General features: G+C 71.5%; 24 protein-coding genes. 10 read left to right on the top strand and 14 right to left on the bottom strand.

Annotated features, from left to right (window positions below):
- Nucleotides 1-80 precede the first annotated feature (80 nt).
- On the top strand, nt 81-1,643 hold the full coding sequence (locus tag ACFSE6_RS03490; protein ID WP_388002301.1) for an MFS transporter: 1,563 nt from the start codon (nt 81-83) through the stop codon (nt 1,641-1,643).
- 33 nt (nt 1,644-1,676) lie between these two features.
- Here ACFSE6_RS03490 and ACFSE6_RS03495 read toward each other — a convergent pair whose 3' ends face one another.
- Entirely contained in the window at nt 1,677-2,651 is a 975-nt protein-coding gene (locus ACFSE6_RS03495; protein ID WP_388002302.1) for an MsnO8 family LLM class oxidoreductase, read from the bottom strand.
- A gap of 88 nt (nt 2,652-2,739) precedes the next feature.
- Here ACFSE6_RS03495 and ACFSE6_RS03500 point away from each other — a divergent pair, with 88 nt between their 5' ends.
- The gene (locus ACFSE6_RS03500) at nt 2,740-3,090 is read left to right on the top strand and encodes a hypothetical protein (RefSeq protein ID WP_388002303.1); all 351 of its coding nucleotides are present in this window, start codon (nt 2,740-2,742) and stop codon (nt 3,088-3,090) included.
- Nucleotides 3,091-3,121: 31 nt separating this feature from the next.
- Here the strand turns inward: ACFSE6_RS03500 and ACFSE6_RS03505 are convergent, their stop codons facing one another.
- The 3 genes from ACFSE6_RS03505 to ACFSE6_RS03515 form a co-directional block, all read right to left on the bottom strand.
- Nucleotides 3,122-3,619 (bottom strand): dihydrofolate reductase, encoded by a 498-nt coding sequence (locus ACFSE6_RS03505; RefSeq protein ID WP_388002304.1) that lies wholly within the window; start codon nt 3,617-3,619, stop codon nt 3,122-3,124.
- Nucleotides 3,619-4,443: a thymidylate synthase gene (locus ACFSE6_RS03510; protein ID WP_388002365.1), complete on the bottom strand. Its 825-nt coding sequence runs from the start codon at nt 4,441-4,443 to the stop codon at nt 3,619-3,621. Before ACFSE6_RS03510 ends, ACFSE6_RS03505 begins: the two co-directional genes overlap by 1 nt.
- A 190-nt stretch (nt 4,444-4,633) precedes the next feature.
- Nucleotides 4,634-5,080, bottom strand: a complete 447-nt coding sequence (locus ACFSE6_RS03515; RefSeq protein ID WP_388002305.1) for an Hsp20/alpha crystallin family protein — start codon at nt 5,078-5,080, stop codon at nt 4,634-4,636.
- A gap of 272 nt (nt 5,081-5,352) precedes the next feature.
- Here ACFSE6_RS03515 and ACFSE6_RS03520 point away from each other — a divergent pair, with 272 nt between their 5' ends.
- Complete coding sequence (locus ACFSE6_RS03520; protein WP_388002306.1) at nt 5,353-6,030, top strand: acetate uptake transporter family protein; 678 nt, start codon at nt 5,353-5,355, stop codon at nt 6,028-6,030.
- A gap of 9 nt (nt 6,031-6,039) precedes the next feature.
- Here the strand turns inward: ACFSE6_RS03520 and pip are convergent, their stop codons facing one another.
- The 3 genes from pip to ACFSE6_RS03535 are packed head-to-tail and all read right to left on the bottom strand — an operon-like array spanning nt 6,040 to nt 8,186.
- The gene (gene pip / locus ACFSE6_RS03525; protein WP_388002307.1) at nt 6,040-7,008 is read right to left on the bottom strand and encodes a prolyl aminopeptidase; all 969 of its coding nucleotides are present in this window, start codon (nt 7,006-7,008) and stop codon (nt 6,040-6,042) included.
- A 51-nt stretch (nt 7,009-7,059) separates the two neighbouring features.
- Nucleotides 7,060-7,725, bottom strand: a complete 666-nt coding sequence (locus ACFSE6_RS03530) for a hypothetical protein (protein WP_388002308.1) — start codon at nt 7,723-7,725, stop codon at nt 7,060-7,062.
- Nucleotides 7,722-8,186: an OsmC family protein gene (locus ACFSE6_RS03535; protein WP_388002309.1), complete on the bottom strand. Its 465-nt coding sequence runs from the start codon at nt 8,184-8,186 to the stop codon at nt 7,722-7,724. The genes ACFSE6_RS03530 and ACFSE6_RS03535 overlap by 4 nt, the downstream gene beginning before the upstream one ends.
- A 64-nt stretch (nt 8,187-8,250) precedes the next feature.
- Here ACFSE6_RS03535 and ACFSE6_RS03540 point away from each other — a divergent pair, with 64 nt between their 5' ends.
- Nucleotides 8,251-9,687 (top strand): glucose-6-phosphate dehydrogenase, encoded by a 1,437-nt coding sequence (locus tag ACFSE6_RS03540; RefSeq protein WP_388002310.1) that lies wholly within the window; start codon nt 8,251-8,253, stop codon nt 9,685-9,687.
- A gap of 137 nt (nt 9,688-9,824) precedes the next feature.
- Here ACFSE6_RS03540 and ACFSE6_RS03545 read toward each other — a convergent pair whose 3' ends face one another.
- Complete coding sequence (locus tag ACFSE6_RS03545; RefSeq protein ID WP_388002311.1) at nt 9,825-10,319, bottom strand: DUF2505 domain-containing protein; 495 nt, start codon at nt 10,317-10,319, stop codon at nt 9,825-9,827.
- 170 nt (nt 10,320-10,489) lie between these two features.
- Between ACFSE6_RS03545 and ACFSE6_RS03550 the strand changes: the two genes are divergently transcribed.
- Complete coding sequence (locus ACFSE6_RS03550) at nt 10,490-11,947, top strand: sensor histidine kinase (RefSeq protein ID WP_388002366.1); 1,458 nt, start codon at nt 10,490-10,492, stop codon at nt 11,945-11,947.
- Nucleotides 11,948-12,083: 136 nt separating this feature from the next.
- Here the strand turns inward: ACFSE6_RS03550 and ACFSE6_RS03555 are convergent, their stop codons facing one another.
- Nucleotides 12,084-12,341: a WhiB family transcriptional regulator gene (locus tag ACFSE6_RS03555; RefSeq protein WP_388002367.1), complete on the bottom strand. Its 258-nt coding sequence runs from the start codon at nt 12,339-12,341 to the stop codon at nt 12,084-12,086.
- Nucleotides 12,342-12,560: 219 nt separating this feature from the next.
- Between ACFSE6_RS03555 and ACFSE6_RS03560 the strand changes: the two genes are divergently transcribed.
- Entirely contained in the window at nt 12,561-12,977 is a 417-nt protein-coding gene (locus ACFSE6_RS03560) for a hypothetical protein (RefSeq protein WP_388002312.1), read from the top strand.
- A gap of 25 nt (nt 12,978-13,002) precedes the next feature.
- On the opposite strand, the gene ACFSE6_RS03565 is transcribed toward ACFSE6_RS03560, so the two are convergent.
- Nucleotides 13,003-16,374, bottom strand: a complete 3,372-nt coding sequence (locus ACFSE6_RS03565; protein ID WP_388002313.1) for an FtsK/SpoIIIE domain-containing protein — start codon at nt 16,372-16,374, stop codon at nt 13,003-13,005.
- Between the two features lie 439 nt (nt 16,375-16,813).
- On the opposite strand from ACFSE6_RS03565, the gene ehuB reads away from it, so the two are divergent.
- The 4 genes from ehuB (at nt 16,814) to ehuA (ending at nt 19,973) form a co-directional block, all read left to right on the top strand.
- On the top strand, nt 16,814-17,734 hold the full coding sequence (gene ehuB, locus ACFSE6_RS03570) for an ectoine/hydroxyectoine ABC transporter substrate-binding protein EhuB (protein ID WP_388002314.1): 921 nt from the start codon (nt 16,814-16,816) through the stop codon (nt 17,732-17,734).
- A gap of 10 nt (nt 17,735-17,744) precedes the next feature.
- On the top strand, nt 17,745-18,485 hold the full coding sequence (ehuC, locus tag ACFSE6_RS03575; RefSeq protein ID WP_388002315.1) for an ectoine/hydroxyectoine ABC transporter permease subunit EhuC: 741 nt from the start codon (nt 17,745-17,747) through the stop codon (nt 18,483-18,485).
- Nucleotides 18,482-19,132 carry an ectoine/hydroxyectoine ABC transporter permease subunit EhuD gene (ehuD, locus tag ACFSE6_RS03580; RefSeq protein WP_388002316.1) on the top strand — a complete coding sequence of 217 codons (651 nt, stop codon included), beginning with the start codon at nt 18,482-18,484 and terminating at the stop codon, nt 19,130-19,132. Before ehuC ends, ehuD begins: the two co-directional genes overlap by 4 nt.
- 103 nt (nt 19,133-19,235) lie before the next feature.
- Complete coding sequence (ehuA, locus tag ACFSE6_RS03585; protein WP_388002317.1) at nt 19,236-19,973, top strand: ectoine/hydroxyectoine ABC transporter ATP-binding protein EhuA; 738 nt, start codon at nt 19,236-19,238, stop codon at nt 19,971-19,973.
- 91 nt (nt 19,974-20,064) lie between these two features.
- On the opposite strand, the gene ACFSE6_RS03590 is transcribed toward ehuA, so the two are convergent.
- From ACFSE6_RS03590 to ACFSE6_RS03605, 4 genes are all read right to left on the bottom strand, one after another.
- Nucleotides 20,065-22,617, bottom strand: a complete 2,553-nt coding sequence (locus ACFSE6_RS03590; protein WP_388002318.1) for an ABC transporter permease — start codon at nt 22,615-22,617, stop codon at nt 20,065-20,067.
- Complete coding sequence (locus ACFSE6_RS03595; protein ID WP_388002319.1) at nt 22,614-23,366, bottom strand: ABC transporter ATP-binding protein; 753 nt, start codon at nt 23,364-23,366, stop codon at nt 22,614-22,616. Before ACFSE6_RS03595 ends, ACFSE6_RS03590 begins: the two co-directional genes overlap by 4 nt.
- Before the next feature lie 193 nt (nt 23,367-23,559).
- A complete protein-coding gene (locus ACFSE6_RS03600) occupies nt 23,560-24,231 on the bottom strand; it encodes a response regulator (RefSeq protein WP_388002320.1) in 672 nt (223 codons plus the stop codon).
- A gap of 36 nt (nt 24,232-24,267) precedes the next feature.
- Nucleotides 24,268-25,671 (bottom strand): sensor histidine kinase, encoded by a 1,404-nt coding sequence (locus tag ACFSE6_RS03605; protein ID WP_388002321.1) that lies wholly within the window; start codon nt 25,669-25,671, stop codon nt 24,268-24,270.
- Between the last annotated feature and the right edge of the window lie 128 nt (nt 25,672-25,799).

The following is a 25,799-nucleotide window of genomic DNA, read 5'->3' on the forward strand; positions in this document are numbered from 1 at the left end:
TATAACCTAGAGAAATGACGGGCTCCTGCCTAACGTGGCAGGTGCATCACGACCCGTTCACTCCTCGATCCTCGGCAGGGATGCTCGTGCGCCCGGCCCGCTCGGCCCCGACCAGTCCGCCCGCCGCCACCGACGCCGTCTCTGACTTCTCCACCGACGTGACCACTACCGAACTGCCCACCAGGACCTCGACCGATGACGCCTCCGACAACGCCGTGGAGAGCGCTCCCGGCACCCCGGTCTCCGTAGCCGACGTTCCCCCGGAGACGCCGGCATCACCCGGCCCCGGCCCGGACCGCAAGACCATCCGGCTGAGGCGGCCGGTACTGCGGAGAAAGCCCGCTTCGCCGTCGGGCGTCGGACTGGTCGACGCGCTCAAGGTGCGCAACTACCGCCGTTACGCGATCGCCCAGCTGTGCACGAGCACCTGTGGCTGGGCCGCCCGTGTGGCGCAGGACTGGCTCATGCTCGAGCTCACCGGCTCCGCCGCCCTGGTCGGCCTCACGGTGGCGATGCAGTTCTCGCCCATGCTGCTGTTCGGCCTGTTCGGCGGAGTCCTCGCCGACCGCTACGACCGGCGCACGATCCTGACGATCACGCAGTCGCTCTTCGGAGTCTTCACCCTCGCGCTCGGTATTCTCACCCTGCTCGGCGTCGTGCAGCCTTGGCACGTCCTCGCCTCGGCCTTCCTCGGCGGGATGGCGATTGTGGTGGACAACCCGGCACGCCAGGCGTTCGTGCACGAGATCGCCGGGCCGAGGCTGCTCCGTCGCGCCATCAGCCTGAACACGTCGATCTTCCAGCTCGGTGCGCTCACCGGTCCCGCTGTGGCGGCGGGCCTCATCGCTGCCGTCGGCAGCGGCTGGGCGTTCGTGGTCAACGCGCTCGCGTGCGCCGTCGCCGCCGCGCTGATCCGTTCGACGCGCCGGGAGGAGATGTTCGCAGCCGTCGTGGTACGCCGCGCCAAGGGGCAGCTGAGGGCAGGCCTCGCACATGTCGCCGAGCGGCCGGAGATTCTCTGGGCGTGCGTCCTCGTCGGCTTCGTGGCGCTCACGGGCGTGAACATGGCGACCGTGCTCACCGCCTACGCCGCGGAGGTCATCGACCTCGGCGCGAGCGGCTACGGGCTGCTGACCTCCACGCTGGCGCTGGGCGCCATCACCGGCGCCCTGTTCGCCGGTCGCGCCCGCCGGCTCCGGTTGCGCACGCTCGTGGCCGGCGCCGCTTGCCTGGGGCTGCTGCAGATGCTCGCCGCGCTCATCTCCAGCACCGTGCTGTTCCTCGTGGTGCTCTACGCGGTCGGTGCGACCTGCCTGCTGTACCTGACTCGCAGCAACACGCTGGTTCAGACCAGTGCCGACCCGGCGATGCGGGGCCGCGTGCTCTCCCTCTACGTGCTGATCAACATGGGTGGCCAGGCGGTGTCCGGGCTGATCATCGGCTGGGTCTGCGAATGGGGCGGCCCGCACGCGGGCTTCGCAGCGTGCGCGGCAGGTCCGTTGCTCGGCGCGCTCGTGGTCGGCGCGATCCTGGCTCGTCGCGCGCACGTCCGGCCCGTGGCGCACCTGCGGCAACGCTTGGCCGGTGGTGGCCTCCTCGGCCTGGTTCGCCTGCCGGCAACGCCCGGAGCCCGCGGGAGTTGAGCATCGGCGGGGCGTGGCCCGGCGGCGCCACGATCAGCCGAGAAGCAGATGCGCGAGACCGGCGTCGATCTGTGCCAGCGCGTCGCGGTCGTAGGTGGAGGTGGAGACGAGGAGCTCCTCGCTCCCCGTCCGCTCGGCAAGCTTCGCGAGCTGCGCCGAGACCTGGCGTGGCGGACCGGCGACGGCCTGGGCCAGACTCCGCTCGACGCGGGCCCGGGTGCGCTCGCTCCACCGGACCGCACGGATGTCCTGGATCGGTTCGAGCGGTCCGAACTCGCCTGTCTCCCGTGAACGTGCCATGGCCCAGGCCTCCGGCAGCGCCAGCTCGCGGGCCTCGTCCGCGGTGTCGGCGAGGTAGACGTCGAGCGAGACCATGACCTCGGGCGCCGGGACGGCCTCGGACGGACGGAACTCACGGCGGTAGGCGGCCACGGTGGCCGCGAGCTCGGGGGAGTGGAGGATCGGTCCACCGATCACGACGGGCAGCCCGAGGCGCGCGGCGGTCTCGACGCCGTGGCCGGTCGCCAGGACGAACAGCGACGGCGCCCCGACGGTGGCAGGCCGAACCGTCACGGGGGCGGACCGGCTCAGGTAGCGACGCAGCTCGGTGATGTCGGCCTCGAACCGTTCCCGGTCGGCCGAGGACTGCCGCAGTGCCTGCCGGACCGGCTCGGTGAAGCCGAGCGTCCGCCCGACGCCGAGGTCCACCCGGCCGGGGTAGAGCGCCTCGAGCATCTGGAACTGCTCGGCGACGACGAACGGCTGATGGTGGGGGAGCATGACGCCGCCCGACCCCAGCCTGATCCTCGACGTGACCGCTCCGGCAGCGGCCAGCAGGATGGCCGGAGCACCCGAGGCGATCCCCGGGACCGCGTGGTGCTCGGCCGCCCAGAAGCGGTGATATCCGAGGTCCTCGACCGCTCGCGCCCGTGCGAGGGAATGCTCGAGCGCGGCACCCTCCGGGTGGCCGACCCGGGCCCGGGAGCGGTCGAGGAGTGAGACCTTCATATCGGGGGCAACCGACCGCGCGACCGGAAGCTTCCGGGCACGGCCGGCGCCTCGGCCGGCTGGGAGCTGATCGGGGTACCGTGCCCGGATGCCCGACCCGGACCGCCGGTACGCCGAGAACCCGATGATGCGCCTGCTGGACGCCTACGTGCTCGACGTGATCGGCGTCCTGGACGAGCGGACGCAGGCCGGCTTCACCGCACTCGCCGACCGGTTCGCGGCAACCTTCGGCACCGACCGGGGCACGTGGCAGCAGGTCGTCGAACAGGCCATGGACATCTCACCCGCGGACACCGAGGCGGTGCGCCGGCACTGGGACCGCCATCGCGCGCGGGCGCGGGCCGCCGGTCGTGCTCCGGACCCGGTGGGGTTTGCGCAACGCCTCAACGACGTGACCTACGGCGAGCAGGCGCGCGGGGCGCGCGAGCCTCGCACCTAGCTTCCGGTCCTCGCCGCGCTCGGCGCGGAGCTCAGCGCCGGTAGGTGAGGAAGCGATACCGCGGCCCGGTGCGGGAGGTGTGCCAGCCGTCGTTCGGATCGGCGGCGGCGAGGCGCCAGGTTGCTGCGTCGATCGCCGGGGCCCGGGTGTCGCCATCGACGTCGAGGTCGATCTCGGTGACCTCCAGGACGTCGGCCCGATCGATGCTCTGGGCGTAGACCTGGCCGCCCCCGAGGATCCACACCGGCTCCGCGCCGGCGCCGGCGAGGTCGAGCGCCGCGTCGAGGTCGGAGGTGACCTCGGCGCCGGGTGCCTCGTACTCGTGGCGGCCGGTGAGCACGATGTTGCGCCGGCCCGGCAACGGCCGGAACGGCGCCGGAAAAGACTCCCACGTGGAGCGTCCCATGACGACGGCGCAGCCGGAGGTCAACCGCTTGAAGCGGGCGAGGTCCTCGGGGACGTGCCACGGCATCGTGCCGTGGGCGCCGATGATCCGGTCGTGGGCCTGGGCCCAGATCAGTCCGAGCATTAGACGGCGACCGGTGCCTTGATGGCCGGGTGGTGCCGGTAGTCGAGCACCTCGACGTCGTCGAAGTCGTAGTCGAACAACGAGTCGGCCTTGAACAGGCTGAGGGTGGGGAAGGGGTACGGCTCGCGCGAGAGTTGCTCGCGGACCTGTTCGACATGGTTGTCGTAGATGTGGCAGTCCCCGCCCGTCCACACGAAGTCGCCGACCTGCAGGCCGGTCTGCTGGGCGACCATGTGGGTCAGCAGGGCGTAGGAGGCGATGTTGAACGGGACGCCGAGGAAGAGGTCGGCGCTGCGCTGGTAGAGCTGGCAGCTGAGCGTGCCGTCGGCGACGTAGAACTGGAAGAAGGCATGGCACGGCATGAGGGCCATGGCCTCCAGCTCGGCGACGTTCCAGGCCGAGACCAGCATGCGCCGCGAGTCCGGGTTGGTGCACAGCGTCTCCAGCACCTGCTGGATCTGGTCGATGTGCTCACCGCCCGGAGTCGGCCACGAGCGCCACTGGACGCCGTAGACGGGGCCGAGGTCGCCGTCGTCGTCGGCCCATTCGTTCCAGATCCGGATGCCGTGCTCCTGGAGCCACCGGACGTTGCTGTCACCGCGAAGGAACCACAGCAGTTCACCGACGACGGACTTCAGATGTACCTTCTTGGTCGTGACCAGGGGGAAGCCCTGGCGCAGGTCGAACCGCATCTGGTGCCCGAAGACGCTCCGCGTCCCGGTGCCGGTCCGGTCGGACTTGGCGGTGCCGTGGTCGAGGACGTGCCGGAGCAGATCCTCGTACGCGGTGTTGACCGGGGCGCTCTCGGACCTGGCCGCGTCGATGGCCGCTGCGGCGTCGTTGCCGGTTGAGCGCGTGGATGTCTCAGTCACGCCTCCATGCTAGATCCGGCCGCCGAGAGTGCCCGGCGGACGCGCGGGAGAGGGACGAGACGCGAGAGCGCCCGCGCCATGGTGGCGCGGGCGCTCGGACGTCAGGGCCGGCACGAGCCGATGCCGTGCCCGCGGGGCCAGGTCAGGCCGCCACGGTCTCCTTCGGGCCCTGCTCGACCTCGGCGCGGTTGCCGGCGTGGGCGACCTCGATCTTGCGCGGCTTGGCCTCCTCGGCCACCGGGATCGTCAGGGTCAGGACGCCGTCCGCGTACCCGGCCTGGATGTTGTCCAGGGCCAGGCCGTGGCCGAGCGAGAGCTGACGCGCGAACGTGCCGGTGGGCCGCTCGTGGGTCAGCCACTGGGCGCTGTCGGAGACCTCGGTGCGACGCTCGGCCCGGATGGTCAGGGTCCGGTCCTCGACGTCGATGTCGATCGTGGACGGGTCGACGCCCGGCAGATCGATGCGGGCGACGTACGACTCACCGTCGCGGTACAGGTCCAACGGCATGCCGGGCACGCCCGGGACCTGCCGGCGCATGGTGCTGAGCCACTCGTCCATCTCACGGAACGGGTCGAATCGGGTTGCCATGGAGATCACCTCGTCGTATCCAGTTCTTCCGGCCCGGGCCGTCCGAGCCGGCCGGCCGAGGGCCCCTCACCCCTCGGTCGGAGCTTCGTTCATGACAACAGTTTTAGCACTCTCCTTATTCGAGTGCTAACAGATGATCGCTCAGGGCGAAAAGTTGAGTCACTCGAACTCAAGGACGGGCGTCAGTGCAGCTCAGGGGCTCGCTGGTTCGTCCAAGTTGCCGACGGCCGTGCGCCGTCCTTTGCTGGGTCGGGCGTGAGAGGAGGGCGATCATGGCGGACGAGCAGGCCGGACGTGCGCCGGAGGTGCAGATCGTCGTGCGGCCGATCGGGACGCCGCTGCCGCTCGGGTTCCTGGGGCTGGTGGTCGCGACGACCTGCTTCAGCGCGCTCCAACTCGGATGGCTGCCGGCGGAGGAAGGCGGCACGGTCGCCCTCGGCGTGCTGGTGTTCACGGTCCCGGCCCAGCTCATCGCCGCAATCCTGGGGTTCCAGGCGCGGGACCCGGTCGCCGGCACCGGGATGGGAGTGCTGGCCGGGGTGTGGGCCGCCGTCGCGCTCGCGACGTACACCGGTCCGCCCGGCGCGACGTCACCCGGTCTGGGTGTGCTGCTGCTCGCGGCGGCCGCCGCGATGCTCGTCCCCGCCGCGGCTTCGCTGACCAAGCGCGTGGCCACGGCGGTCATGGTGCTGACCTCGGCGCGGTTCGCGGTCACCGGACTGGCGGAGCTCACCGAGCTGGGCACATGGAAGTCCGCCGCAGGCGTCGTCGGACTGGTCCTGGCCGTCGTCGCGCTCTACGCCGCACTGGCGCTCGAGATCGAGGATGCGAAGCACCGCACCGTCCTGCCGACGTGGCGGCGTGGCACGGGCGCCGACGCACTCTGTGACGACCCGGCCCGGCAAGCTGCCGGCGTCGCGGCCGAGTCGGGCGTGCGCAGGCAGCTGTGAGGCGCCGCCTCACCTGGCGAGCCGGTCGGCCAGCCGGGAGTTGGCTGCGCACCACGACTCGACCATGTCGGTGCCGCCGTGTCCCTCGCCCTCGTCGATGAGGAGTTCACTGGCCGGCCACGCCCGGTGCAGCCGCCAGGCGGTGACCGCCGGTCCGCTGACGTCCCGCCGGCCGTGGATGAGGATCCCGGGGATTCCGGCCAGGCGGTCGGTTCGTTCGAGGATCGGTGGGTCGAGGAACGCGTCGTTCGCCCAGTAGTGCGTCACGAGGGTGGCGAAGCCCAGCCGGTGCGTGGGTTCGGCCAGGGCGTGCGTCGGCTGTACGCCGCCGGTGCCGATCGAGATGTGCGTGTCCTCCCAGGTGGCCCAGGCGCGGGCCGCGGCGTCGCGCACCTGGGGGTCCGCGTCGGTGAGCAACCGGCGGTACGCCTCGACGACGCGTCCGTCGCCGCGGCGGTACCCGATCCCGGCCCGCTCGGCGTGGGTGGCGAAGGCGTCCCACGCCTCCGGAAAGATCGCGCCGACCGTTTCGGTGATCCAGTCCACCTCGAACCGGGACGTCGTCGTCACGGCCATGAGCACGAGGCCCAGCACCCGCTCCGGGTGCTGCTGCGCGTACGCCAGTGCGAGCGTGGAGCCCCACGAGACCCCGTTCACCAGCCAGGCCTCGATGCCGCGGTCCTGTCGGAGTGCCTCGATGTCGGCGAGCAGATGCGCGGTGGTGTTCTCGGACAGGTCGTATCCCGGCTCGGTCACCAGCGGCCGCGACCGGCCGCAGCCGCGCTGGTCGAGGGCGAGGATCCGGAAGCGGTCCGGGTCGAAGGCGCTGCGGTAGCCGCCCTTACCGAGACCGCCGCCGGGACCGCCGTGCAGGTAGAGGGCTGGCACCCCGTCGGGAGCGCCGGATTCCTCCCAGTAGATCTGGTGACCGCCGACGTCGAGGTGGCCGGACTGGTGAACGGGCGCCTTGTCGAACACTGTCGGACCGTAGCAGGGCCATCCCGTCGTCTCCCGGTGGGGATCGCGGCGTCAGTCGAACGACGCCGGCGGCGGGCCGAACGCCTCCCGGGTTCCGGCGACGACGTTCTTACCCAGCATCTTCGTGCCCTGGTAGCCGATCGCGGCACCGACGCCGAACGGGGCCAACCGGCCCAGGGAGACGGCGGCCGCGCGCGTGAGTCCGAACCGCACCAGCCGACGGGTGAGCGCCTTGTTGACCATCTTCACGGTGCCGAGCGGCAGGCGCGTGATGGCGGCGCGCGCCCAGTACAGCGTGCCGAGCCCGAGCTGGCCGGAGACTGCGCGGGCACCGTCCTCGCCCAGGAGAGCGGCGAGAAGCAGTGTGCGCCGACGTTCGACGTCGTCGACCGCGACGCCGTGAACGGCGGCCACCGCCATGACGTGGTTGGCGGACGCGGACAGGAAGGCCGCGGTCTGCGCACCGGTCAGCCCGGTCGCGGCCAGGGTCCCGACGCCCGGGTAGGCCGCTGCCGCTCCGACCGCACCGCCGAGCCGGGCCGACGAGCGCAGGTACTGCTTCTCCAACCGCTTGATCGCCTCGGCCGGGGTGATCCCCGGGTTCTCGCGGCGGACGGCGGCGAGCTTGTCCTCGCCCGCCGACCGCTGGACGGCCTGGTCCACCAACCGTTCCAACGTGCGGCGCCTGCCCGGGCGGTCCCGCCGTGCCGCGTTCATCCGGCCACCTCGTCGGTGAAGCGGATCGTGTGCCCCGCCCCCGCCTCGAGGGTCCGCCCGACGGTGCACTGGCGCTCGATCGCCAGCTCGGCCCGCTCGAGGGTCTTGGCCAGCGTCGCCTCGTCGAGCCCGGAGAGGTCGGTGACGATCTCGGCGATGATCGCCGAGTACCGGTTCTCCTCCTCGTCCTTCTCCGCGGAGACGCCGACCGTCGCCGCGAAGTCGTCACCGAGGGCGTGCGCCAGACGGTGATCGGCCGAGAGCGTGCTGCAGGTCGCCAACGCGATCTGCAGGAGCTCGCCGGGGGTGAACTGGCCCTCGCCGTCGCCCACGAGGACCTCGGCGCCGCGGGAGTTGCGGCCGGTGTATGCACGAGTCCCGGTCCGCTCCGCCCACAACGCCTTCGGCGCGGCGTCGACAGCGCTGGGTGGGGACTGCGGTGCGGGCTCGCTGGTGGCCATGCCACTCATCGTGGCACGCCGCACCCGGGTGGCGCCGCCGGAGCGGCGGACTACCTTGGGCGGCGTGACTGACACGCCCGGACGCCCACTGCCCGACGCCGTCGTCATCGTGCTCTACGGAGCCACGGGTGATCTTGCGAGCCGCATGGTGCTGCCGGCTCTCGACGAGGTCCGTCGCCGCGGCCTGGTGCCCGAGCACTGGGCGGTTATCGGCTGCTCGACCGAGGATCTCGACGACGCGCGGTTCCGCGACCACGTCGCCGAGGCCGTCCGCGCTGGTGGTGCCGGCGAAGACAACACCGACGCCGGCGCCTGGATCGAGCGCGTGCGTTACGCCGGCGGTGGTTTTACCGAGGACGACGCCGGTGAGCTGCCGCAGGTGCTGACCGAGGTCAGCCAGCAGGTCGGCGACGCGGCCGGTACCGAACCGCTCCTCGTGCACTTCCTCGCCGTCCCGCCCGGGGCGTTCGCCTCGATCACGCGTGGGCTGGGTCGCCACGGCCTCGCCGAGGGCAGCCGCGTCGTCTTCGAGAAGCCGTACGGAACATCGCTGGAGTCCTTCGAGGAACTCGACCGCGACGTCAAGGAGGTCTTGAGCGAGGAACAGATCTTCCGCATCGACCACTTCCTCGGCAAGGAAGGCGTGCAGACCCTGTACGTCCTGCGCTTCGCCAATCAACTGTTCGGTTCGGAGTGGGACCGCTCGAGTGTGGAGCAGGTTCAGATCGATGTGCCCGAGGATCTCGACGTCACGAACCGGATCCGGTTCTACGAGGAGACCGGAGCCGCGCTCGACATGATCGTCACGCACCTGTTCCAGGTGGCCGGTCAGGTGGCGATGGAGCCGCCGGCCGACCTGCGTGACCCGGACTCGGTCAACGACGCCCGCGAACGGGTGCTCCAGGCCTTCCGTCAGCTCGACCCCGCCCAGGACGTGGTACTCGGCCAGTTCGAGGGGTACCGGCAGATCGACGGCGCGGCGCCGGACTCGACCACGGACACGTTCGCGGCGGTTCGGCTGTGGGTCGACACCGAACGATGGCGCGGTGTGCCGTTCCTGCTCCGCACGGGCAAGCGGATGGCCACGAAGGCGCAGCGTGTCACCCTCGTCCTGCGGCCACCGTTCGGTCCGCTCGCCGAGGAGATGGACGTACCGAACACGGTGCAGATCGATATCAGCGGCGACGGTGAGGTCCGCCTCGGCATCACAGTCAAGACGCCCGGGCCCGAGCTCACCTACTCCTCCGGGACGGCCGTGCTCGAGCTCGACGACGTCCCGGGTGGCGAGCCGCTCTCGCCCTACGCCTCACTGATCCACGACGTGCTGACCGGTGACCGGTCGCTGTTCACGACGGCGGACGGTTTGCGGGCCGCGTTCACCGCCTTCGCCCCGTTGCAGGGGAAGGACCGGCCGGTCCCGGCTGTCTACGCGCCGGGCTCGTGGGGACCGGCCGAGGCGCGCGAACTACCTGCGCCACACCGGTGGATGCTCGGGGAATGAGGACGAAACGCCAGGTGAATGGCGGGTGACGCAGCGAAGTTCCCGAAACCGTCCGTGGCATACGCCACAAGCAGGTACGGTGGGTTCCGCACCTGGCTCAACGGCGAGCCAGGGGCACCTTCAGACCCCCGGGGGCCTCAGGCTTGGCGCAGGTGCTCCAGGCCGAGCCGGCGTTCGACGGCCACGACCTTGTCCACGGTGTCCACGGCTGTCTTCTCGATGCGGCGGCCGACCAGCGGCACGGACGCGTGCACCTCGCCCGAGTAGGTCTCGGTGCAGCCGTCCGCGGTGGGCACCAGCCGCTGGCTGCCCTCGACGTTGACCGGCGCCCCGACGATCTCCAGCCCGAAGGTCGACGTCCGGCTGCCGTCCGCCTCCGGCGCACCCCACGCCTCGACGACGATCACCTCGAGCGAGTCGCCGACCAGTGAGCGGAAGGCCGGCGGGATCTTCGTGGTGGGCATCTGGGAGCGGGTGGTGACGGTGAACGCCTCGCCGTCGCGGGTGACCTCGCTGGACGAGCTCAGGGCTCCGGCCGCATCCATCTTCCGCGTCGCGAACCGCTCGTCGGCGAGCATCGTCGCGACGGTCTCGACGTCGGCCGGGTAGTCGATGGTGGACTCGAACCGCACGGGGACTCCTTCTGCTGGGTGGCCGGGCGGGACAGCGCGCACGCCTGAACTGCGGGCGTTCCGCCCCGGGCGCGGTCAGCGTAACCCGTCCCGCGGGCCGCACCGAGCCGTGCACCGCCACCCGCCTGCGGCGTCTTAGGCTGGCGTCCGTGGCCAACACGCTCGCCCAGATGATCGCCCAGTCCACCCACCTCGACGAGCGTGATGCCGAGTGGTTGCACCAGCTCGTCGGGGACTGGCAGGTCGTCGCCGACCTCGCGTTCGCCGACCTCGTGCTGTGGCTTCCCACGGACGAAGGCGACTTCGTCGCCGCAGCGCACTGCCGCCCCTCGACCGCGGCGACCGTGCACTACCAGGACATCGTCGGCGACCACCCCTCCGAGGTCCGCCGGGCGCTCATGGAGCAGACGATGGCCGACCGCGGCATCCACGTCCGTGCCGACCCGCAGGGCCGGGCGTCGCTGCCGATGCGCGAGGTGCTGCTGCCGGTGGTCCACGGCGGTCGGGTCCTCGGCGTCCTCACCCGCGAGGTCGGTCTGCCCACCTCGCGCGTGCCCTCGCGGCTTGACGTGTCCTACATCGAGATCGCCGACGTGCTCTGCGGGATGATCAGCCGGGGCGAGTTCCCGCAGCAGGGTGCCCCGACCGGCCAGCGCCGGGGTGCGCCGCGTGTGGGGGACGGGCTGGTGCGGCTGGATCCCGAGGGCCGGGTCATCTACGCGAGCCCGAACGCGTTGAGCAACTTCCACCGCCTCGGCGTCATCGGTGAGCTCAAGGGGCAGGTTCTCGGTGAGGTGGTCACCAACCTCATGGAGGACCACAGCAACGTCGAGGAGACGATGGCGGTCGTCGTCATGGGGCGGGCGGCTTGGCGGACCGAGATCGAGGCGCGCGGCGTCACGCTGACCATCCGTGCGGTACCGCTGACGGAGAACGGAGAGCGTCGCGGTGCGCTTCTGCTGTGCCGGGACGTCTCCGAGGTGCGGCGCCGCGAACGCGAGCTCATCACCAAGGACGCCACCATCCGGGAGATCCATCACCGGGTGAAGAACAACCTGCAGACCGTCTCGGCGTTGCTGCGGCTGCAGTCCCGGCGCAGCCCGAACCCGGAGACCAAGGCGGCGCTCGACGAGGCCGAGCGTCGCGTCTCGACCATCGCGATGGTGCACGAGACTCTGTCCAAGGGGCTCGACGAGGTGGTCGACTTCGACGACGTCTTCGGTCGCCTGCTGCGGCTGGCTGCTGACGTGGCCTCACCGGACTCGTCGGTGACGACGACGGTCGAGGGGACGTTCGGCAAGGTCGGCGCGGAGGCGGCCACGTCACTGGCGGTCGTGCTCACCGAACTGGTCTCCAACGCCGTCGAGCACGGGTTGTCCGGGCGCACGGGGACGGTGACCGTCCGGCCCGAACGGACAGGTCCGGAACTGACCGTGGTGGTCAGCGACGACGGCTCCGGTATCGAGGACGGGCGGGTGCTGTCCGGTCTCGGGACGCAGATCGTGCAGACGCTGGTCACCGGTGAATTACGTGGCTCCATCGACTGGCGACGGCGCGACGAGGGCGGCACCGAGGTCACCCTCACCGCATGGATCGGGATTCCGGGGAAGATCGTCCGCCGGTTCTGAGCACACACCTGCGGTGCGGCCATCGATCCCGCACCCGCCGGGCACGCCCGGAGTTTCGGTCCGTCGTCGGCCCGGGTTCTGGGGCCCCGACACGACGACGCCGCCGGTCTCCCGGCGGCGTCGGTCGTCGCGGATGTCAGCGTGCGGCTGCGGCTCGTCGAGCGCGCGCCGTCCGGCGCTTGAGCGCCCGGCGCTCGTCCTCGCTCAGACCGCCCCAGACCCCTGAGTCCTGGCCGGTTTCCATTGCCCACTTCAAGCACGTGTCAACGACGGTGCAACGCTGGCATACCGCCTTGGCCTCGTCGATCTGTACGAGCGCTGGACCGGTGTTCCCGATCGGGAAGAACAGCTCCGGGTCCTCGGTGAGACAAGCGGCACGGTGACGCCAGTCCATAGGGTCTCCTTCGTGCATGCGCAGGCCGTCGACGTCGATCGGACGGGCCAAGGGGCAGATGCTGCGCACCACCATTTCACGGGCTCCGAATCGATCACAAGGGTTGCGGAAGGATGACCAGCAGGTAAAGCCGTGCCCTTTCTCACAGGGTGGACAGCGGCTCCCGGGCGATGTCCGGCGCTGCGGTGACGCCGCTGCGCGGCCGGTAGATTCGGTGAGGTGACGTCCTCAGCCACCGCGGTACCGACACCGCTGAAACTGGCGCTGGCGGGTGTCCTGGCGGAGGCGCTGGTCCTCGTCGCGGCCGCGGCCACGTTCCTCGCCGGTGCGGTCGCGGCCGGGATCGGCGCTCAGGGAGTCGGCCGAGCCGTCCCGCTGGCCGTCTTGCTCGTCGGCTTCGCCGCACTCCTCGGCGGGGCCGCGCGCGCCCAGTGGCGTGGGATGCGCTGGGGGCGTGGCCCGGTGATCACCTGGCAGTTGCTCCAGGTTGTCGTCGCGGTCGCACTCGCTCCCGGGCTCTCGCCCATGCTGGTGGCGACCGTGGTTCTGCTCTCCGCCGCGGTGGCCACCGGCGTGCTCTGGCCGAGCTCGCGGGCCTACGCCGCCACCACGCGATCACCGGACGCCGTCGTCTGACCGTGCACCACCGGGCGGCACGCGCTCACGGTGCGGTCTCCGGCATGCGGGCCACCTGTACCGGCGTCGCGCGGCCGCGGTGGACGAGGACGGCCAGGCCAGGTTGGTGCGGGCGTGCCGGGTCGAGCGCCGTCGTCAGGGGGACGTCGGTGAGCTGCGCGGTGATCGGTTGCCCCGGCCGCAGCAGGAGCAACGCCGCCTGTGCCCGCCACTGCGCCAGCGGCCCGCGATAGGCGGCGGCGACCGACTCGCTGCGAGCTGCCGCGAACACTGTCAGGCCGTGGCGCTCGACCGCCGTCGCCAGATCATCGACGTGGCTCGGGGCCCACCGATCGAGGTCGTCGGCCACGACGGCTCGTGCGGACGCCGGTACCGGCGCTCCCGGGCCGAGTGGCACCGCGCCCGTGAGCCCGCGGTGCATGGTGCGTAACGCCGTCGTCCGCCCGGAGCCGGGCGGCCCGACCACCAGCACGGCCGCACCTGCAGCTGCCGGCATCCGGACCGGTCCGCCGTCGTCCCCGCCGAGTCCGACGGTCACGACGTCCGGACCGGCAGGGCCGACCAGGTCCTCGGCGCGCTGCAGCGCGACGGCGTCCACCCGGTCGGGCAGCGGCGCCAGGCGTGGGGCCGCGGCCGGCTCACCAAGGTCGACCGGGCCGCTGCGCGCCACTTGCACTGAGCGCGCCCCGTCCGGCTCAAGCAGGACCCCGCGCCCCGGGACAGCAGGGCCGCCGATCAGGTCGCGAGGCACCGCAGCCACCAAAGCCTCCGCCTCGTCGCGCGGGGCAAGGACCAGGCGAGTGCGCACCGCTTCGAGCCACCTGGCGCCGACGAGCGACGGCGGGCCGGTCAGCACCGTCGCGATGCCCGACCGGCGGCCGTCCCGGACGGCGCGAGCAAGCAGGCTCGTACCTTGAGCGGGTCCGGCGACGGCGTCGAGCTCGTCGGCGACCGCCTCGGCGTCGTCGATCACGAGGAGCCCGGGACCGTGGAGGAGCTCGAGCAGTCGTGCCACCCGGCGTGGGTCGTCCGAACCGACGACGGTCCCCAGTGCAGGTCCGCGAAGGTCGGCGAAGCGTCCTGGTTCGGTCGCCACGACGTGCACGGGGTGACCGGCGCGCAGGGCCGCGGCCACGACGGTGCGTGCGGTCTCGGTGCGACCGGTGCCCGCGCCGCCGGCGACGACGAGGGCTCCTGGCCGCCACGACCACGTACCGAGCCGCTGCTCGTCCGGGCGGTCGACCTGGCCGAGCGGCAGGTGGTCCGCGTCGGCATCGAGCTCGTCGAGCGGGAGCTGACCGGGCAGCGGCGCAGCCCACGGCCGTGGCGGTGGGGCGGTCCCGGCTGTGGTGTGCCAGGCCTCGCGCGCGGCCTCGACCGCGTGCTGGGCCCAGCCGTCGGAACCGCACCATGCCGACTGGATGATGCGGGTCTGATCGGTGCGGACGACGGCACGCCCGGGGACGGCCGGAAGCTCCGCCGCGGCGCCCGAGCCGACCACGTCGTGCGACTCGGCCGGTTCCAGCACCCGCAGGCACACCCGGACCGTGAGGTTCGCTCGGACCTCGCTGCCCACGGAGCCGCCCGGACGTTGCGTCGCCAGGACGAGGTGGATCCCGAGGGAGCGGCCTTGCGTCGCGAGTCGCACCAGGGCATCCAGCACGTCCGGGTGAGCGTCGGCCAGCGCGCGGAACTCGTCCACCACGACGACGAGGCGCGGAAGCCTGTCATGTTCGGTGCCCGTGCCGCGGCCGGCACGCTCACGTGCCCGGTAGTGGGCGAGGTCCTTCGCGCCTGCCGCCGCGAGCAAACCCTCGCGGCGGCGGACCTCGGCCCGCAGGCTGGTCAGCGCCCGGGAAGTGGCGGCCGGGTCGAGGTCGGTGAGCACTCCGGCCACGTGGGGGAGGTCGGTGAGCGTCCCGAACGTTGCGCCACCCTTGTAGTCGACGAGCACGAACTGCAGGTCGGTGGGGGAGTGGCGCAGCGCGAGGGCCAGCATCCACGACAGCAGGAGTTCCGACTTGCCCGAGCCCGTGGTGCCGGCGATGAGGGCGTGCGGGCCGTGCTCGGCGAGGTCGAGCTCGACCGTGCCGTGCTCGTCGGCGCCGAGCGGCGCTGCCAGACCCTCCTGGTGTGACCGCCACGTCTGCGCGAGTTTGCCGGCGGCCAACCCGTCGTGCGGCAGGAGTGCCGGCAGTGGCACGGACCGGGGCAACGCCGAGCGGTCGCCCGTGGTGCCCTCGCCCGGGGCGAGCAGGGCCGCCACCGTCCGCGCCCATGCGTCGCACACGCCGTCACCGGGCACGTCGACCACGCGCGTGCACCAGGTGGGGACCCGGTCCAGGCGGCCGGCGAGCACGAGATGCGTCGTGCGCGGAGGACGGCCGCCGGGTCGGCTCGGGCGTTCGCGCTCGGGCGCAGGCCCCGCCGGCCGTCCCTCGAGGGGGTCGGTCCGAACGGTGACCCGCCAGTCGGCCTCGTTCTCCGGCAGCCGCCACGGAGGTGGGAGGTCCAACGAGACGTCGTAGCAGGTGGCGAGCTGTGCGACGAGCCATCGGGCGGTGGCGGCGACCGAATCCGGCGGACCGACCAGTGCGACGCGGTCGCCGTCGACGAAGTCCACCACCTCGCCCGCTCGCGGGCGGCGCTCGGCCGAGGCGGTGAGCTTCACGCGGAGTACCTCGTGCGGCGCCGGCGGTACGGCCCTCGTGGCTGCCAGCAGCAATGCGGCCGCGGGATCCGGCAGCGCCTCGCCGTCGCGCCGGCGACGGCGACCGACGATCAGGACGAGCGCGAGCGTCAGCGGGACGGCAAGGATCGCCCACCGCCATGGAGCGGCAGATCCGGAGAGCAGCAGGGGGATCATCCCCAAGCAGGCGAGCAACGGCAGCGCGAGGCGGATCCAGTCCCGCCGCGTCTTCGGCTTCTCGGCTTCCGGCGGGGCGGGAGCGCGCACATCGGCGGGCCGGCGGCGTACCTCCAGGATTGTCGCCCCCAGCTCGAGGCGGTCGCGCTCGTTGAGCACGCGCCAACGACGCCCCAGGCGTCTTGTCCACCGGCGCGGGCGGGCGGGGCGCTTCCGGCGCAGTCGCCGGCGTGGTCGGCGCCACCGGGTCCCGTTGGCCGAACCGACATCTCGGGCCATCACGCGCCCCCGACGCTGTTGCACCTGCAGATGCCGCCGAGAGACGCGGGCGTCGGCCAACGCGACATCAGCGCCGCCCCGGCCCACCTCGATCGGAGAGGGGCCCAGCGCAGCACACCGACCGGTGTCCGGGCCGGCCAGGACGGCCAGATGCCATTCGCTGCGCAGCGCTTCCCGCGCCGCGTCGGCGTCGGACACCGGCACGCGATCGGCCGATCTCGGCGGAGGAGCAATGGTCGCGGTGGCGGTCACGCGCCCAGGATCGGATGACTCGCCACCGGAACCGGTGGTGGCTGTGGACGGGCGAGCGGTTCACGGGCGCTGTGGATTGCGTGGCGTTGACGTCCACTGCGTGGACAGGCTCGCCCGAAGCAGGGCCGGAGCTTGCTTCCAGATCACAGAGCGATAACAATCGCGGCCGTGTTACGTCCTGCCGACCTGTGCCGCGAGCGCCGTTGCCGAACGGCGTGTGAGCGGCAGGAACGTGCGGGATAGTAAGGACGGCGCGGGGAGGCGCACCGCACCACGCCGGCGACTTTGCCAGGAGGGGAGCTGTTTGTGACTGGGCGGCAACCTTCCTAACGTGGCCGGGCACCATGACCACTCGGGGTGACCCGTCCGGTGCCGCACGACCGGCAGGGTCGGGCGGGGGCCGGGAGGCTTTGCCTCGTCCGAACCGAAGGGGACCATGATGATCAGCACCACCCGACGACGCGCCGTCGCCGTGACCGGCGCCGGACTGTTGGCAGTCGCAGTGGCCGCGTGCGAATCCACCGGCGGCAACCCGCAAGGCGGCGGAGGCGACGGCGACGGCGGTGGGGGCGGTGGCGCCCTGACCCTCGAACAGCTGCAGGAGCGCGGCTCGATCACCGTCGGGTTCGCTGGCGAGGCGCCCTACTCCTTCGAGGAAGGGGGAGAGCTCACCGGAGCCACGGTCGCCCTCCACGAGGAGATCTGGGGCGAACTGGGCATCGACGAGGTCGAGGGCCAGCAGGCCGAGTTCGGCCAGCTCATTCCCGGCCTGAACGCCGGCCGGTTCGACGTCATCGCGGCTGGTATGTCCATCCTGCCGGAACGCTGCGAGCAGGCGATCTTCTCCGAGCCGGAGTTCATGTACACGACGGCTCTCATGGTCGAGGAGGGCAACCCCTTCGACCTGCAGACACTCGATGACGTCGAGGGCACAGACGCCCGGCTCGCGACGATGACCGGCGCCATCGAATCTGACTACGCCGAGTCCCTCGGTCTGGACTCGATGCAGGTCGCCAACCCGCAGGACGGCATGGACGCCATCGTCAACGGGCGAGCCGACGTCTTTGCCCTGACCGGCATCTCGTTGAACTGGATGGCCGACAACAACCCGGACGCCCCGGTCGAGGTGACCGAGTCCTTCGTCCAGGAGATCGACGGCACGCCGCAGGTCGGCGCCGGCGGGACGGTCTTCCGTGAGTCCGACACGGAGTTGCGGGACGCGTACAACGAGGAGCTGGAGTCCATCACGGGCGACGAGGACACCTATCTCGGTGTCGTCGGCGACTTCGGCTTCACGGCGGAAGAGCGGCCGACAGGCGACCTGACGACCGAGCAGCTCTGCGCCGGCGACCTGGAGTAATTCGACGCCCATGGGCGAAAATCTCGAGATCCTCGCCGAGCGACTGCCGCAGTTCGCCGATGGCATCTGGGTCACGGCTCAGCTGACAGTCCTCGGCGGGGTGCTCGCCTTCGTTATCGCGGTGATCCTCGGGCTCGGCGCCCGCACGGAGAACATCCTCGTGCGTGGCGCCGCCCGGACGGTCATCGAGTTCTTCCGAGGCACCTCACTCGTCGTCCAGCTCTTCTGGCTGTTCTACGTCCTACCTCTGCTCGGGTACCGCCTGGACGCGCTGCTGTGCGGTGTCCTCGCACTCGGCCTCAACTACGGCGCCTACGCCTCCGAGGTTGTCAGGGGCGCCATCAACTCCGTGCCTCAGGGCCAGTGGGAGGCCGCGCGGGCGCTCAGCCTCAGCCCGGTGCGACGGATGCGGAAGATCATCTGGCCGCAGGCGTGGTCGATCATGATCCCCTCGATGGCCAACCTCTTCATCATGCTGCTGAAGGGCACCGCGGTTGCCTACATCATCCTCATGCACGACCTCACGTGGGAGTCGAACCAACTGCGCCAGGCCACTGGTGACACCTTCTTCTCCTTCGGTTTCGGCATGATCGTCTACTTCCTGATCGCGCTGGTCATCGTGCTCATCGCGAACCTGCTCGAGCGCATCGCCAAACGCCGACTGGGCCAACTCCCGGCGGTCACGAAGCGGACGCGAGCCTCCGTGGACTTGGCCGGATCGCACACGGCCGGAACAGGAGGTCGCGGATGACGTTCAGTTGGAGCTGGGACACCACCTTCGACGTGCTCCCGGACATGCTTTCCGCGTTCCTACGGGTCACCTTGCTCGCGACCGTCGTCGGCTCGGCGATCGCTGCCGTGGTCGGCCTGGTCGTGGCGATGATCCGTCGCCTCGCGCCGTGGTGGATCGCCTACCCGGTGCACGGTGTCATGGAGTTCATCCGCATGACCCCCGTGGTCATCCAGCTGCTGTTCGCCTACTACACGTTCCAGCAGTTCGACGGACTCACCATCGGCATCGTCGTCCTCGGGATCCACTACGCCTCCTACATGGCAGAGGTCTACCGTTCCGGTATCGACGCGGTCCCGAAGGGGCAATGGGAGGCCGCCGCGGCACTGTCCATGTCGACCCGCCGCACCTGGCAGCGAGTCGTCATCCCGCAGGCCTTGCGAACGACGGTGCCGGCACTCGGCACGTGGGTGATCTCGATGTTCAAGGACACGCCGTTCCTCATCGTCATCTTCGTGACCGAGATGGTGCAGACGGCCTATGCATCCGGAGCGGATGACTTCATGTTCCTCGAGCCCATCACGCTGGCCGGACTGATCTTCCTGGCCGCGAGTTACCCCACGGCCCTGCTTCTCCGGCGATTGGAAGTGCGCCTTGCCCGCTATTGATCCGAACGAGTACACCGCGCCCGCCCCAGGGAATCCGGCCCGCGGTGCCGACGCGAACCAGGGCGGAGGCGAGAGCGCTGTGCCCGTCCTGAGGTTCGAGGACGTGAACAAACGGTTCGGCGACAACACCGTCCTCGACGGACTTAATTTCGAGGTCGGGAAGGGGGAGCGCGTCACTCTGATCGGACCGTCCGGTTCCGGCAAGACGACGATCCTTCGGCTCGTCATGACGTTGGAGCACCTCACCGGCGGATTCATCTACCTCGACGGCGAACCGCTCACTCACGAGATGCGGGGCGGCCGGCGTGTGGAGCGGAAGAAGAAGGACGTTGCCCGGATGACCACCAAGATCGGCATGGTCTTCCAGCAGTTCAACCTCTTCCCGAACATGACGGTGCTCGAGAACCTCACGGAGGCGCCGATCAACGTGCTGGGCCGGCCGAAGGCCGAAGCCCAGGAACGCGCCCGGGAGCTTCTCGACCATGTCGGCCTGGGAGACAAGGTCGATGCACACCCGACACGGCTCTCGGGCGGCCAGCAGCAGCGTGTCGCGATCGCGCGGGCGCTGGCGATGGACCCCGAGGTGCTGCTGCTCGACGAGGTGACCTCGGCGCTCGACCCCGAACTCGTCGGTGAGGTGCTCAACGTGCTGCGCGACGTCGCCGAGACGACCGACATCACGATGCTCATCGTCACCCACGAGATGCAGTTCGCCCAGGAGGTCTCGCACCGGGTCCTCATGTTCGACCAGGGGCGGATCATCGAAGACAAGCCGCCGGCCGAGATGTTCTCCAATCCGGAGAACGAGCGCACGCAAGAGTTCTTGCAGGCAATCCTCTGACCGGCGGAGAGACGCTCCTGACGCTCGGGGCCCCGGTCGTCGGCTGATGCGCCGACCACCGGGGCCTCGGGGTGTCTCCCGCCGTCGCCGGTCAGGCGGCCAGTGCCGCCACCGGCGGTGTCTTCGCCGCCGAGCGGGCCGGGAGCACGGAGGCCGCCACGCCGGCCACCACTGATCCGACGACGCACGTGGCCACGTAGGGCCACGGGACCACCAGGTGCACCTCCCCGCCGCCTCCGCCGAAGACGATCGCCGAGGCGGCCCAGCCGTAGAGCAGGCCGAGCACGACACCGAGGGCGGTACCGACGAGCGCCACGAGGACGCCCTCGACCACGAGCGTGCCGCGCAGCTGTCCACGTGTCATTCCGACCGCGCGGAGCAGCGCATGTTCGTGGCGCCGCTCGATGACGGACAGGGACAGGGTGTTCGCCACGCCGATGACGGCGATGACCACTGCCACGCCCAGCAGTCCGAGGACCACGCCGAGGAGGGTGTCGATGATCTGGTCATACCCCTCGCGCTCGGCCGCCGCGGCGTTCGCGAAGGGGACCGAGCCGGACGTGGTCGCCTCGGCCAAGTCGTCCTGGATGGTGCCCACCGCCTGTCCGGCGGACGCGTCGTCGGCGAGCTTCGCCCAGACGTCGGTGACCGGGGCTTCCCGGTCGACGTCGGTCATGGCGGTCCGGTCGAGGACCACCGTCGAACCGCCACCGGGCAGAACCGCGGCGGTGCCGCGCATCTGGCCGGTCGGCCCCTCGACTGAGACGGTCTCGCCGTCGGCGACGCCGATCCGGCCGGCCAGATCCTCGCCGACGACCACGACGTCACCACCGAACTCGGGAAACAGATCCTCGTCGCGCAGCACCTCCCGCTCGCGCGGGTCCATGGCCGAGACCGCGGTGTCGACACTGCCCGACGGGCCGGCGACCGTGGCCGTGGTCGAGGGCAGGGCGACGGCGCGGACCACGTCCTCGGACTCGGCCACCGCCCGGATCTGCTCGTGCGTGATCTCCATGCCGCCCCCGGAGACCATCACATCGACCGGGAAGTAGGAGTCCAAGGTCGCGTTCAGGCTCGCACGGGCACTGCCCGCGCCGGTGGCCATCATCGTGACCAGCGCGACACCGATGAGCAGCGCCGAAGCGGTCGCCGACGTCCGGCGGGGGTTGCGGCGCGCGTTGGCGGCAGCCAGCCGGACGGTCGGGCGAGACCGCCGGGCGAGGCGCGCCCACACCGCGCCGGCTGCCCGAACCGCCCGCGGCACCACGAACACCGCGCCGACCAGGACGCCCGCGAACGAGACCATCCCGCCCAGGACGCCGACGCCCAACGCGAGGAGGACCGTGCTGTCGCTCTGGGTGATCAGCGCCACGGCGATCGCCCCGGCCAGCAGTGCGGCGCCGAACACGGCCAGCACGATCGCGATTCCGCGTCGCAGCCGGCCGCCGCCGGCGCGGGTGGCCGGGTCGTCGGCCGGCCGCAATGCGCTGACCGGGGCCACCCGGGTGGCGGCGCGCGCCGGAGCCAGCGCGGAGAGCACGGTCACCGCGACGCCGGTGAGCAGCGGGGTGAGGAACGTGGCCACGTCGGGTGTGATCACCGACGGCACAGGGATGCCGAGATCGGCGCTGCCCAGGAACCACAGGGCGGCCTGGCCCAGCCCCAGTCCCGCGGCGATACCCACCACGGAGGCGATCACACCGAGCAGGACGGCTTCGGTGAGCACGCTGCGGCGTACCTGTGCCCGGGTGGCCCCGACACAGCGCAGCAGTGCGAGGGTGTGGCGCCGCTGCGCGACGAGGACCTGGAACGTATTCGCGATGACGATCCCCGCAACGAAGACGGCGACTGCCGCGAAGGCCAGGACGAGGCCGACGAGCATGGCGGTGCTACCGGTCAGCTCCGCGGTGCGTGCAGCGGCTTCCTCGTCAGCGGTGCGGACCTCACCGGTCGGTACCTGGGCCCGGACGGCGTCGGCCAGATCGTCCGGCGCCACCCCGGGAGCCGCCACGAGGAGCACGGAGTCGTAGGTCACGGCACCTCCGCGGGAGGCCGCCGCCAACTCCTCTGCCACGCTGCGGTCGAGCAGCACGGTACCCACCGGCGCCACGATCGCCGGCGGGTCGACGACGATCCCGGAGACGGTCAGCTCCCGCTCCTGGGTGGACCAGGCGTCCCCGTCAGGGACGTCCACGGCGACCGTCACGCTCGCCCCCGGCTCGAGCCCGAGACGCTCCGCCGTCGCCTCGGTCACCGCGACCTCGCCCGGTCCCGGCGTCTCGCCGCGCGCCATCTCGTACGGATTCAACGCCGGGTCGCCCGGCACCGGGCTCAACATCCCGGCGTCGCGCTCGCCACCGGCGCTGATCTGGCCGAAGACCTGCACGGTGCCCTCGGCGACGTCGGTCTGGGCGAGGCCGGACAGGTTCTCGACGACGTCGGAGCCCACCGGGGCGTCCTGCGGGCGGAGGATCACGTCCGCCTCGCCCAGCGAGGCGGTGACTGCACGTTCCGTCGTCGCCGTGATGAGGTTGCCACCGAGCAGCGTCGCGGTCACGAATGCGGTCGCGACCACGATCGCGATACCGGCGGCGGTCAGGCGCCCGACGCTGCGGCGCATCTGGGAGAGCGTCAGCCGGATCATCGGACGGCCACCTCACCGGTGCGCAGGGCGTCCAGGCCGGCCAGCACGGCGTCCGGAGTCGGATCGGTGATCTCCCCGGCGATCCGTCCGTCGGCGAGCATCACCACCCGTTGGGCGTGGGCGGCGGCGGCCGGGTCATGGGTCACCATGACGACGGTCTGCCCGAGCTCGCGCACGCAGGTGCGCAGGAAGGCCAGCACCTCCGTACCGGCGGTGGAGTCCAGGTTCCCGGTCGGCTCGTCCGCGAAGACCACGTCCGGCCGGGTCACCAACGCCCGGGCGATCGCCACCCGTTGCTGCTGCCCGCCCGACAGCTCGGACGGGCGGTGGCCCAGCCGTTCCCGCAGACCGAGGATGTCGACGAGCTGGTCGAGCCACGCCCGGTCGACCGCACGGCCGGCGAGCTCGCACGGCAGCACAATGTTCTGCTCGGCCGTGTACATCGGCAGCAGGTTGAAGGCCTGGAACACGAACCCGACGCGCTCGCGGCGCAGCAGCGTCAGTCGCTTGTCGTCGAGCTGCGTCAGATCGGTCTCACCGAGCAGCACCCGTCCGGCGGTCGGCTCGTCCAGGCCCGCGAGGAGGTGCATGAGGGTCGACTTGCCGGACCCGGACGGACCCATGATCGCGGTGAACTCGCCGGCCGCGAAGGCGACGTCGACGGCACGCAGCGCGTGCACGGCGACGTCCCCGCTGCCGTAGACCTTGGCCAGTCCCGCGGCGCGTACCGCTGGGGTGCTCGTGTTCATGACGCTCCTCGTCGTGACTGATCCGGCCGGTCGGTGCGAACGCCGGCCGGAGACTTGCGGTGCCGGTGTCCCCGGCAGGAACGACGCTACGGAGCGGGCCCGTCGTCGTCGTCGGGCCCGGGCATGGTTCGTCAGTCATCCCTGGGGTGGACATGGCCCCGGGGCGAGTGCGGCGTACGGCGGAGCTCGCGAGTCAGGACCCGGGACGGACCAGTCCGGTCTCGTACGCCACCACCACCGCCTGAACCCGGTCCCGCGCACCGAGCTTGGCGAGCACGCGCCCCACGTGGGTCTTGACGGTCGCCTCGGCGACGTACAGCTCGGCGGCGATCTCGGTGTTTGAACGGCCGCGGGCCATGAGCACGAGGACCTCACGCTCGCGCTCGGTCAGGTCGGCCAAGACCTCGGGGGAGGAGCGCTCCTCGCTCGGCAGGACGGTGGTGAGGTGTTCCAGCAGGCGGCGCGTCGAGGACGGGGCGATCACCGCGTCGCCGCGGTGGACGGTCCGGATCGCGGCCAGCATCTCCTCGGGTGGAGCGTCCTTGAGGAGGAAGCCGGAGGCTCCCGCCTTGATCGCGTGCAGCACGTACTCGTCGAGGTCGAAGGTGGTGAGGATGATGACCTTGGGGGCCTCATCACCGCCGGCGGTGAGCTCGCGGGTTGCGGCCAGTCCGTCCATGGTGGGCATCCGCACGTCCATGAGCACGATGTCCACCGGGTGCGAGCCGAGTAGCCGCAGTGCCTGTGCACCGTCACCGGCCTCGACGACGACGTCCATGTCCGGCTGGGAGGCGATCACCATCGAGAAGCCGGCGCGGACGAGCTGCTGGTCGTCGACCAGGGCGACGCGGATGGGAGTTTCCACGGTTTCCTCTCACCAGGCTTCCGGACAGGGCGCGGATCAGGGCGCGGCGTCACCGTATCCGCTTCCCGCGGTCGCCCCGGAACCGGGCGGTGCCCACGGGGCCCGTCCGGCTGCCGGCGGTCCGCCCGGCAGCGGCGCAGGCGGCCCGGCCGGCGGTGGCGGAGACGGCATAGCCGGCGGGGCGGCGTGGCCGGTCGCACCGGCCAGCGGGATCTCGGCACGGACCCGGAATCCGCCACCGGGGCGTGGTCCGGCGACGAGTGTGCCGCCGAAGAGCTCGGCACGCTCACGCATCCCGACGATGCCCTGGCCCTGACCGTCCGAGGTGGCGGCCGCGCCCCGGCCGTCGTCGTCGACCTGGAGGATGAGCGAGTCCGGGCGCCAGTGCTGCTCGACGGTCACCTGCGCCTGCGGGCCGGCGTGCTTGAGCACGTTGGTCAGCGCCTCCTGGACGATGCGGTAGACCCCCACCCCCATCCCCGGCGGCAGCGGCTGTGGCGATCCGGTCCGCACCAGCGAGACGGACATCCCGGTACCGCGGACCTGGCCGGCGAGCGCCTCGAGATCGCTGTCCTCGAACTGCGGCTCCGGGCGGGTCATCGGCGCCCGTCCGTTCTCGGTGCGGAGCACACCGAGGATGCGGCGCATATCCGCGAGAGCGTCGCGTCCCATCGTCGAGATCGTCTCCAGGGCGCGTTCGGCCGCCGCGGCGTCCGCCCGTGCCGCGTAGCGCCCGCCGTCCGCCTGCGCGATGACCACCGAGAGGGAGTGGGCGACCACGTCGTGCATCTCTCGTGCGATGCGGGTGCGCTCGGCGGCGGTGGCGAGCTGGATCTGCTGATCGCGCTCCAGCTCGAGACGACGTGCCCGTTCCTCGAGCGAGGCCAGCCGCTCCACCCTCCCGCGGCGCGCCAGTGCGATCGCCCAGGTGGCGAACACCATCGCCGCGACCGTGAGAAAGCCACTGGTCAGGGCGGTCAGGTTGGTCAGCGCCGTGCGGCCTCCACCGGCGAGGAGGAAGCCGATCATCAGGGCCCCGCACAGGGCGCCCCCCAGGGCGGCCCTCCGGGCCCCCTTCTGCTGTGGCTCGGTGTGGACCGTCACCGAGTACAGGGCCACCAGCACGAGCAGGTCGGTCGGCAGCAGGAAGGCGCCTGCCGCGTAGTGCACGAGCGCGGCCGCGTAGATGACGACGGCGGAGACGACGGGTTGCGTACGCCGCCACGCCAACGCGACGGTCTGCGCGGTCGCGCAGACAATCGCGGTCACGCTCGTCAGGTCGCCGCCGAGGTACCCGGTGGACAGGCGCGACCATCCGATGCCCATGGCGATGCCGCCGATCAGGAGCACGCCGCCGACGACGATGGCGACGACGGTGTCGACGCGCTGGTACGCCTGCGGCTCCCGCAGGCGTGCCAGGACACGGCTGATCGTCTCCATGACGCCCCAGCGTATTCAGCGCCGGAGCGCACGCGCGTCGTCCGCGGGCGGAGGCGGCCGTGCGACGACGGCGGGAGCTGATCCCCGGGCATCAGACCCTGGTCGGACACCGGCAGCACGCGCCGGCG

Origin of the sequence: Georgenia deserti (assembly GCF_042680605.1) — a bacterium.
In the GTDB taxonomy this organism is placed as follows: Bacteria; Actinomycetota; Actinomycetes; order Actinomycetales; family Actinomycetaceae; genus Allobogoriella; species Allobogoriella deserti.

Coding starts and splice junctions, on each gene's coding strand:
- ACFSE6_RS03495 (WP_388002302.1), bottom strand. CDS start 2,651: ATGAAGGTCTCACTCCTCGACCGCTCCCGGGCCCGGGTCGGCCACCCG.
- ACFSE6_RS03520 (WP_388002306.1), top strand. CDS start 5,353: ATGGCGGACGAGCAGGCCGGACGTGCGCCGGAGGTGCAGATCGTCGTG.
- ACFSE6_RS03505 (WP_388002304.1), bottom strand. CDS start 3,619: ATGCTCGGACTGATCTGGGCCCAGGCCCACGACCGGATCATCGGCGCC.
- ehuC (WP_388002315.1), top strand. CDS start 17,745: ATGGGCGAAAATCTCGAGATCCTCGCCGAGCGACTGCCGCAGTTCGCC.
- ACFSE6_RS03555 (WP_388002367.1), bottom strand. CDS start 12,341: ATGGACTGGCGTCACCGTGCCGCTTGTCTCACCGAGGACCCGGAGCTG.
- ACFSE6_RS03490 (WP_388002301.1), top strand. CDS start 81: ATGCTCGTGCGCCCGGCCCGCTCGGCCCCGACCAGTCCGCCCGCCGCC.
- ACFSE6_RS03595 (WP_388002319.1), bottom strand. CDS start 23,366: ATGAACACGAGCACCCCAGCGGTACGCGCCGCGGGACTGGCCAAGGTC.
- ACFSE6_RS03515 (WP_388002305.1), bottom strand. CDS start 5,080: ATGGCAACCCGATTCGACCCGTTCCGTGAGATGGACGAGTGGCTCAGC.
- ACFSE6_RS03550 (WP_388002366.1), top strand. CDS start 10,490: ATGATCGCCCAGTCCACCCACCTCGACGAGCGTGATGCCGAGTGGTTG.
- ehuB (WP_388002314.1), top strand. CDS start 16,814: ATGATCAGCACCACCCGACGACGCGCCGTCGCCGTGACCGGCGCCGGA.
- ACFSE6_RS03590 (WP_388002318.1), bottom strand. CDS start 22,617: ATGATCCGGCTGACGCTCTCCCAGATGCGCCGCAGCGTCGGGCGCCTG.
- ACFSE6_RS03530 (WP_388002308.1), bottom strand. CDS start 7,725: ATGAACGCGGCACGGCGGGACCGCCCGGGCAGGCGCCGCACGTTGGAA.
- ACFSE6_RS03605 (WP_388002321.1), bottom strand. CDS start 25,671: ATGGAGACGATCAGCCGTGTCCTGGCACGCCTGCGGGAGCCGCAGGCG.
- ACFSE6_RS03535 (WP_388002309.1), bottom strand. CDS start 8,186: ATGGCCACCAGCGAGCCCGCACCGCAGTCCCCACCCAGCGCTGTCGAC.
- ehuD (WP_388002316.1), top strand. CDS start 18,482: ATGACGTTCAGTTGGAGCTGGGACACCACCTTCGACGTGCTCCCGGAC.
- ACFSE6_RS03500 (WP_388002303.1), top strand. CDS start 2,740: ATGCCCGACCCGGACCGCCGGTACGCCGAGAACCCGATGATGCGCCTG.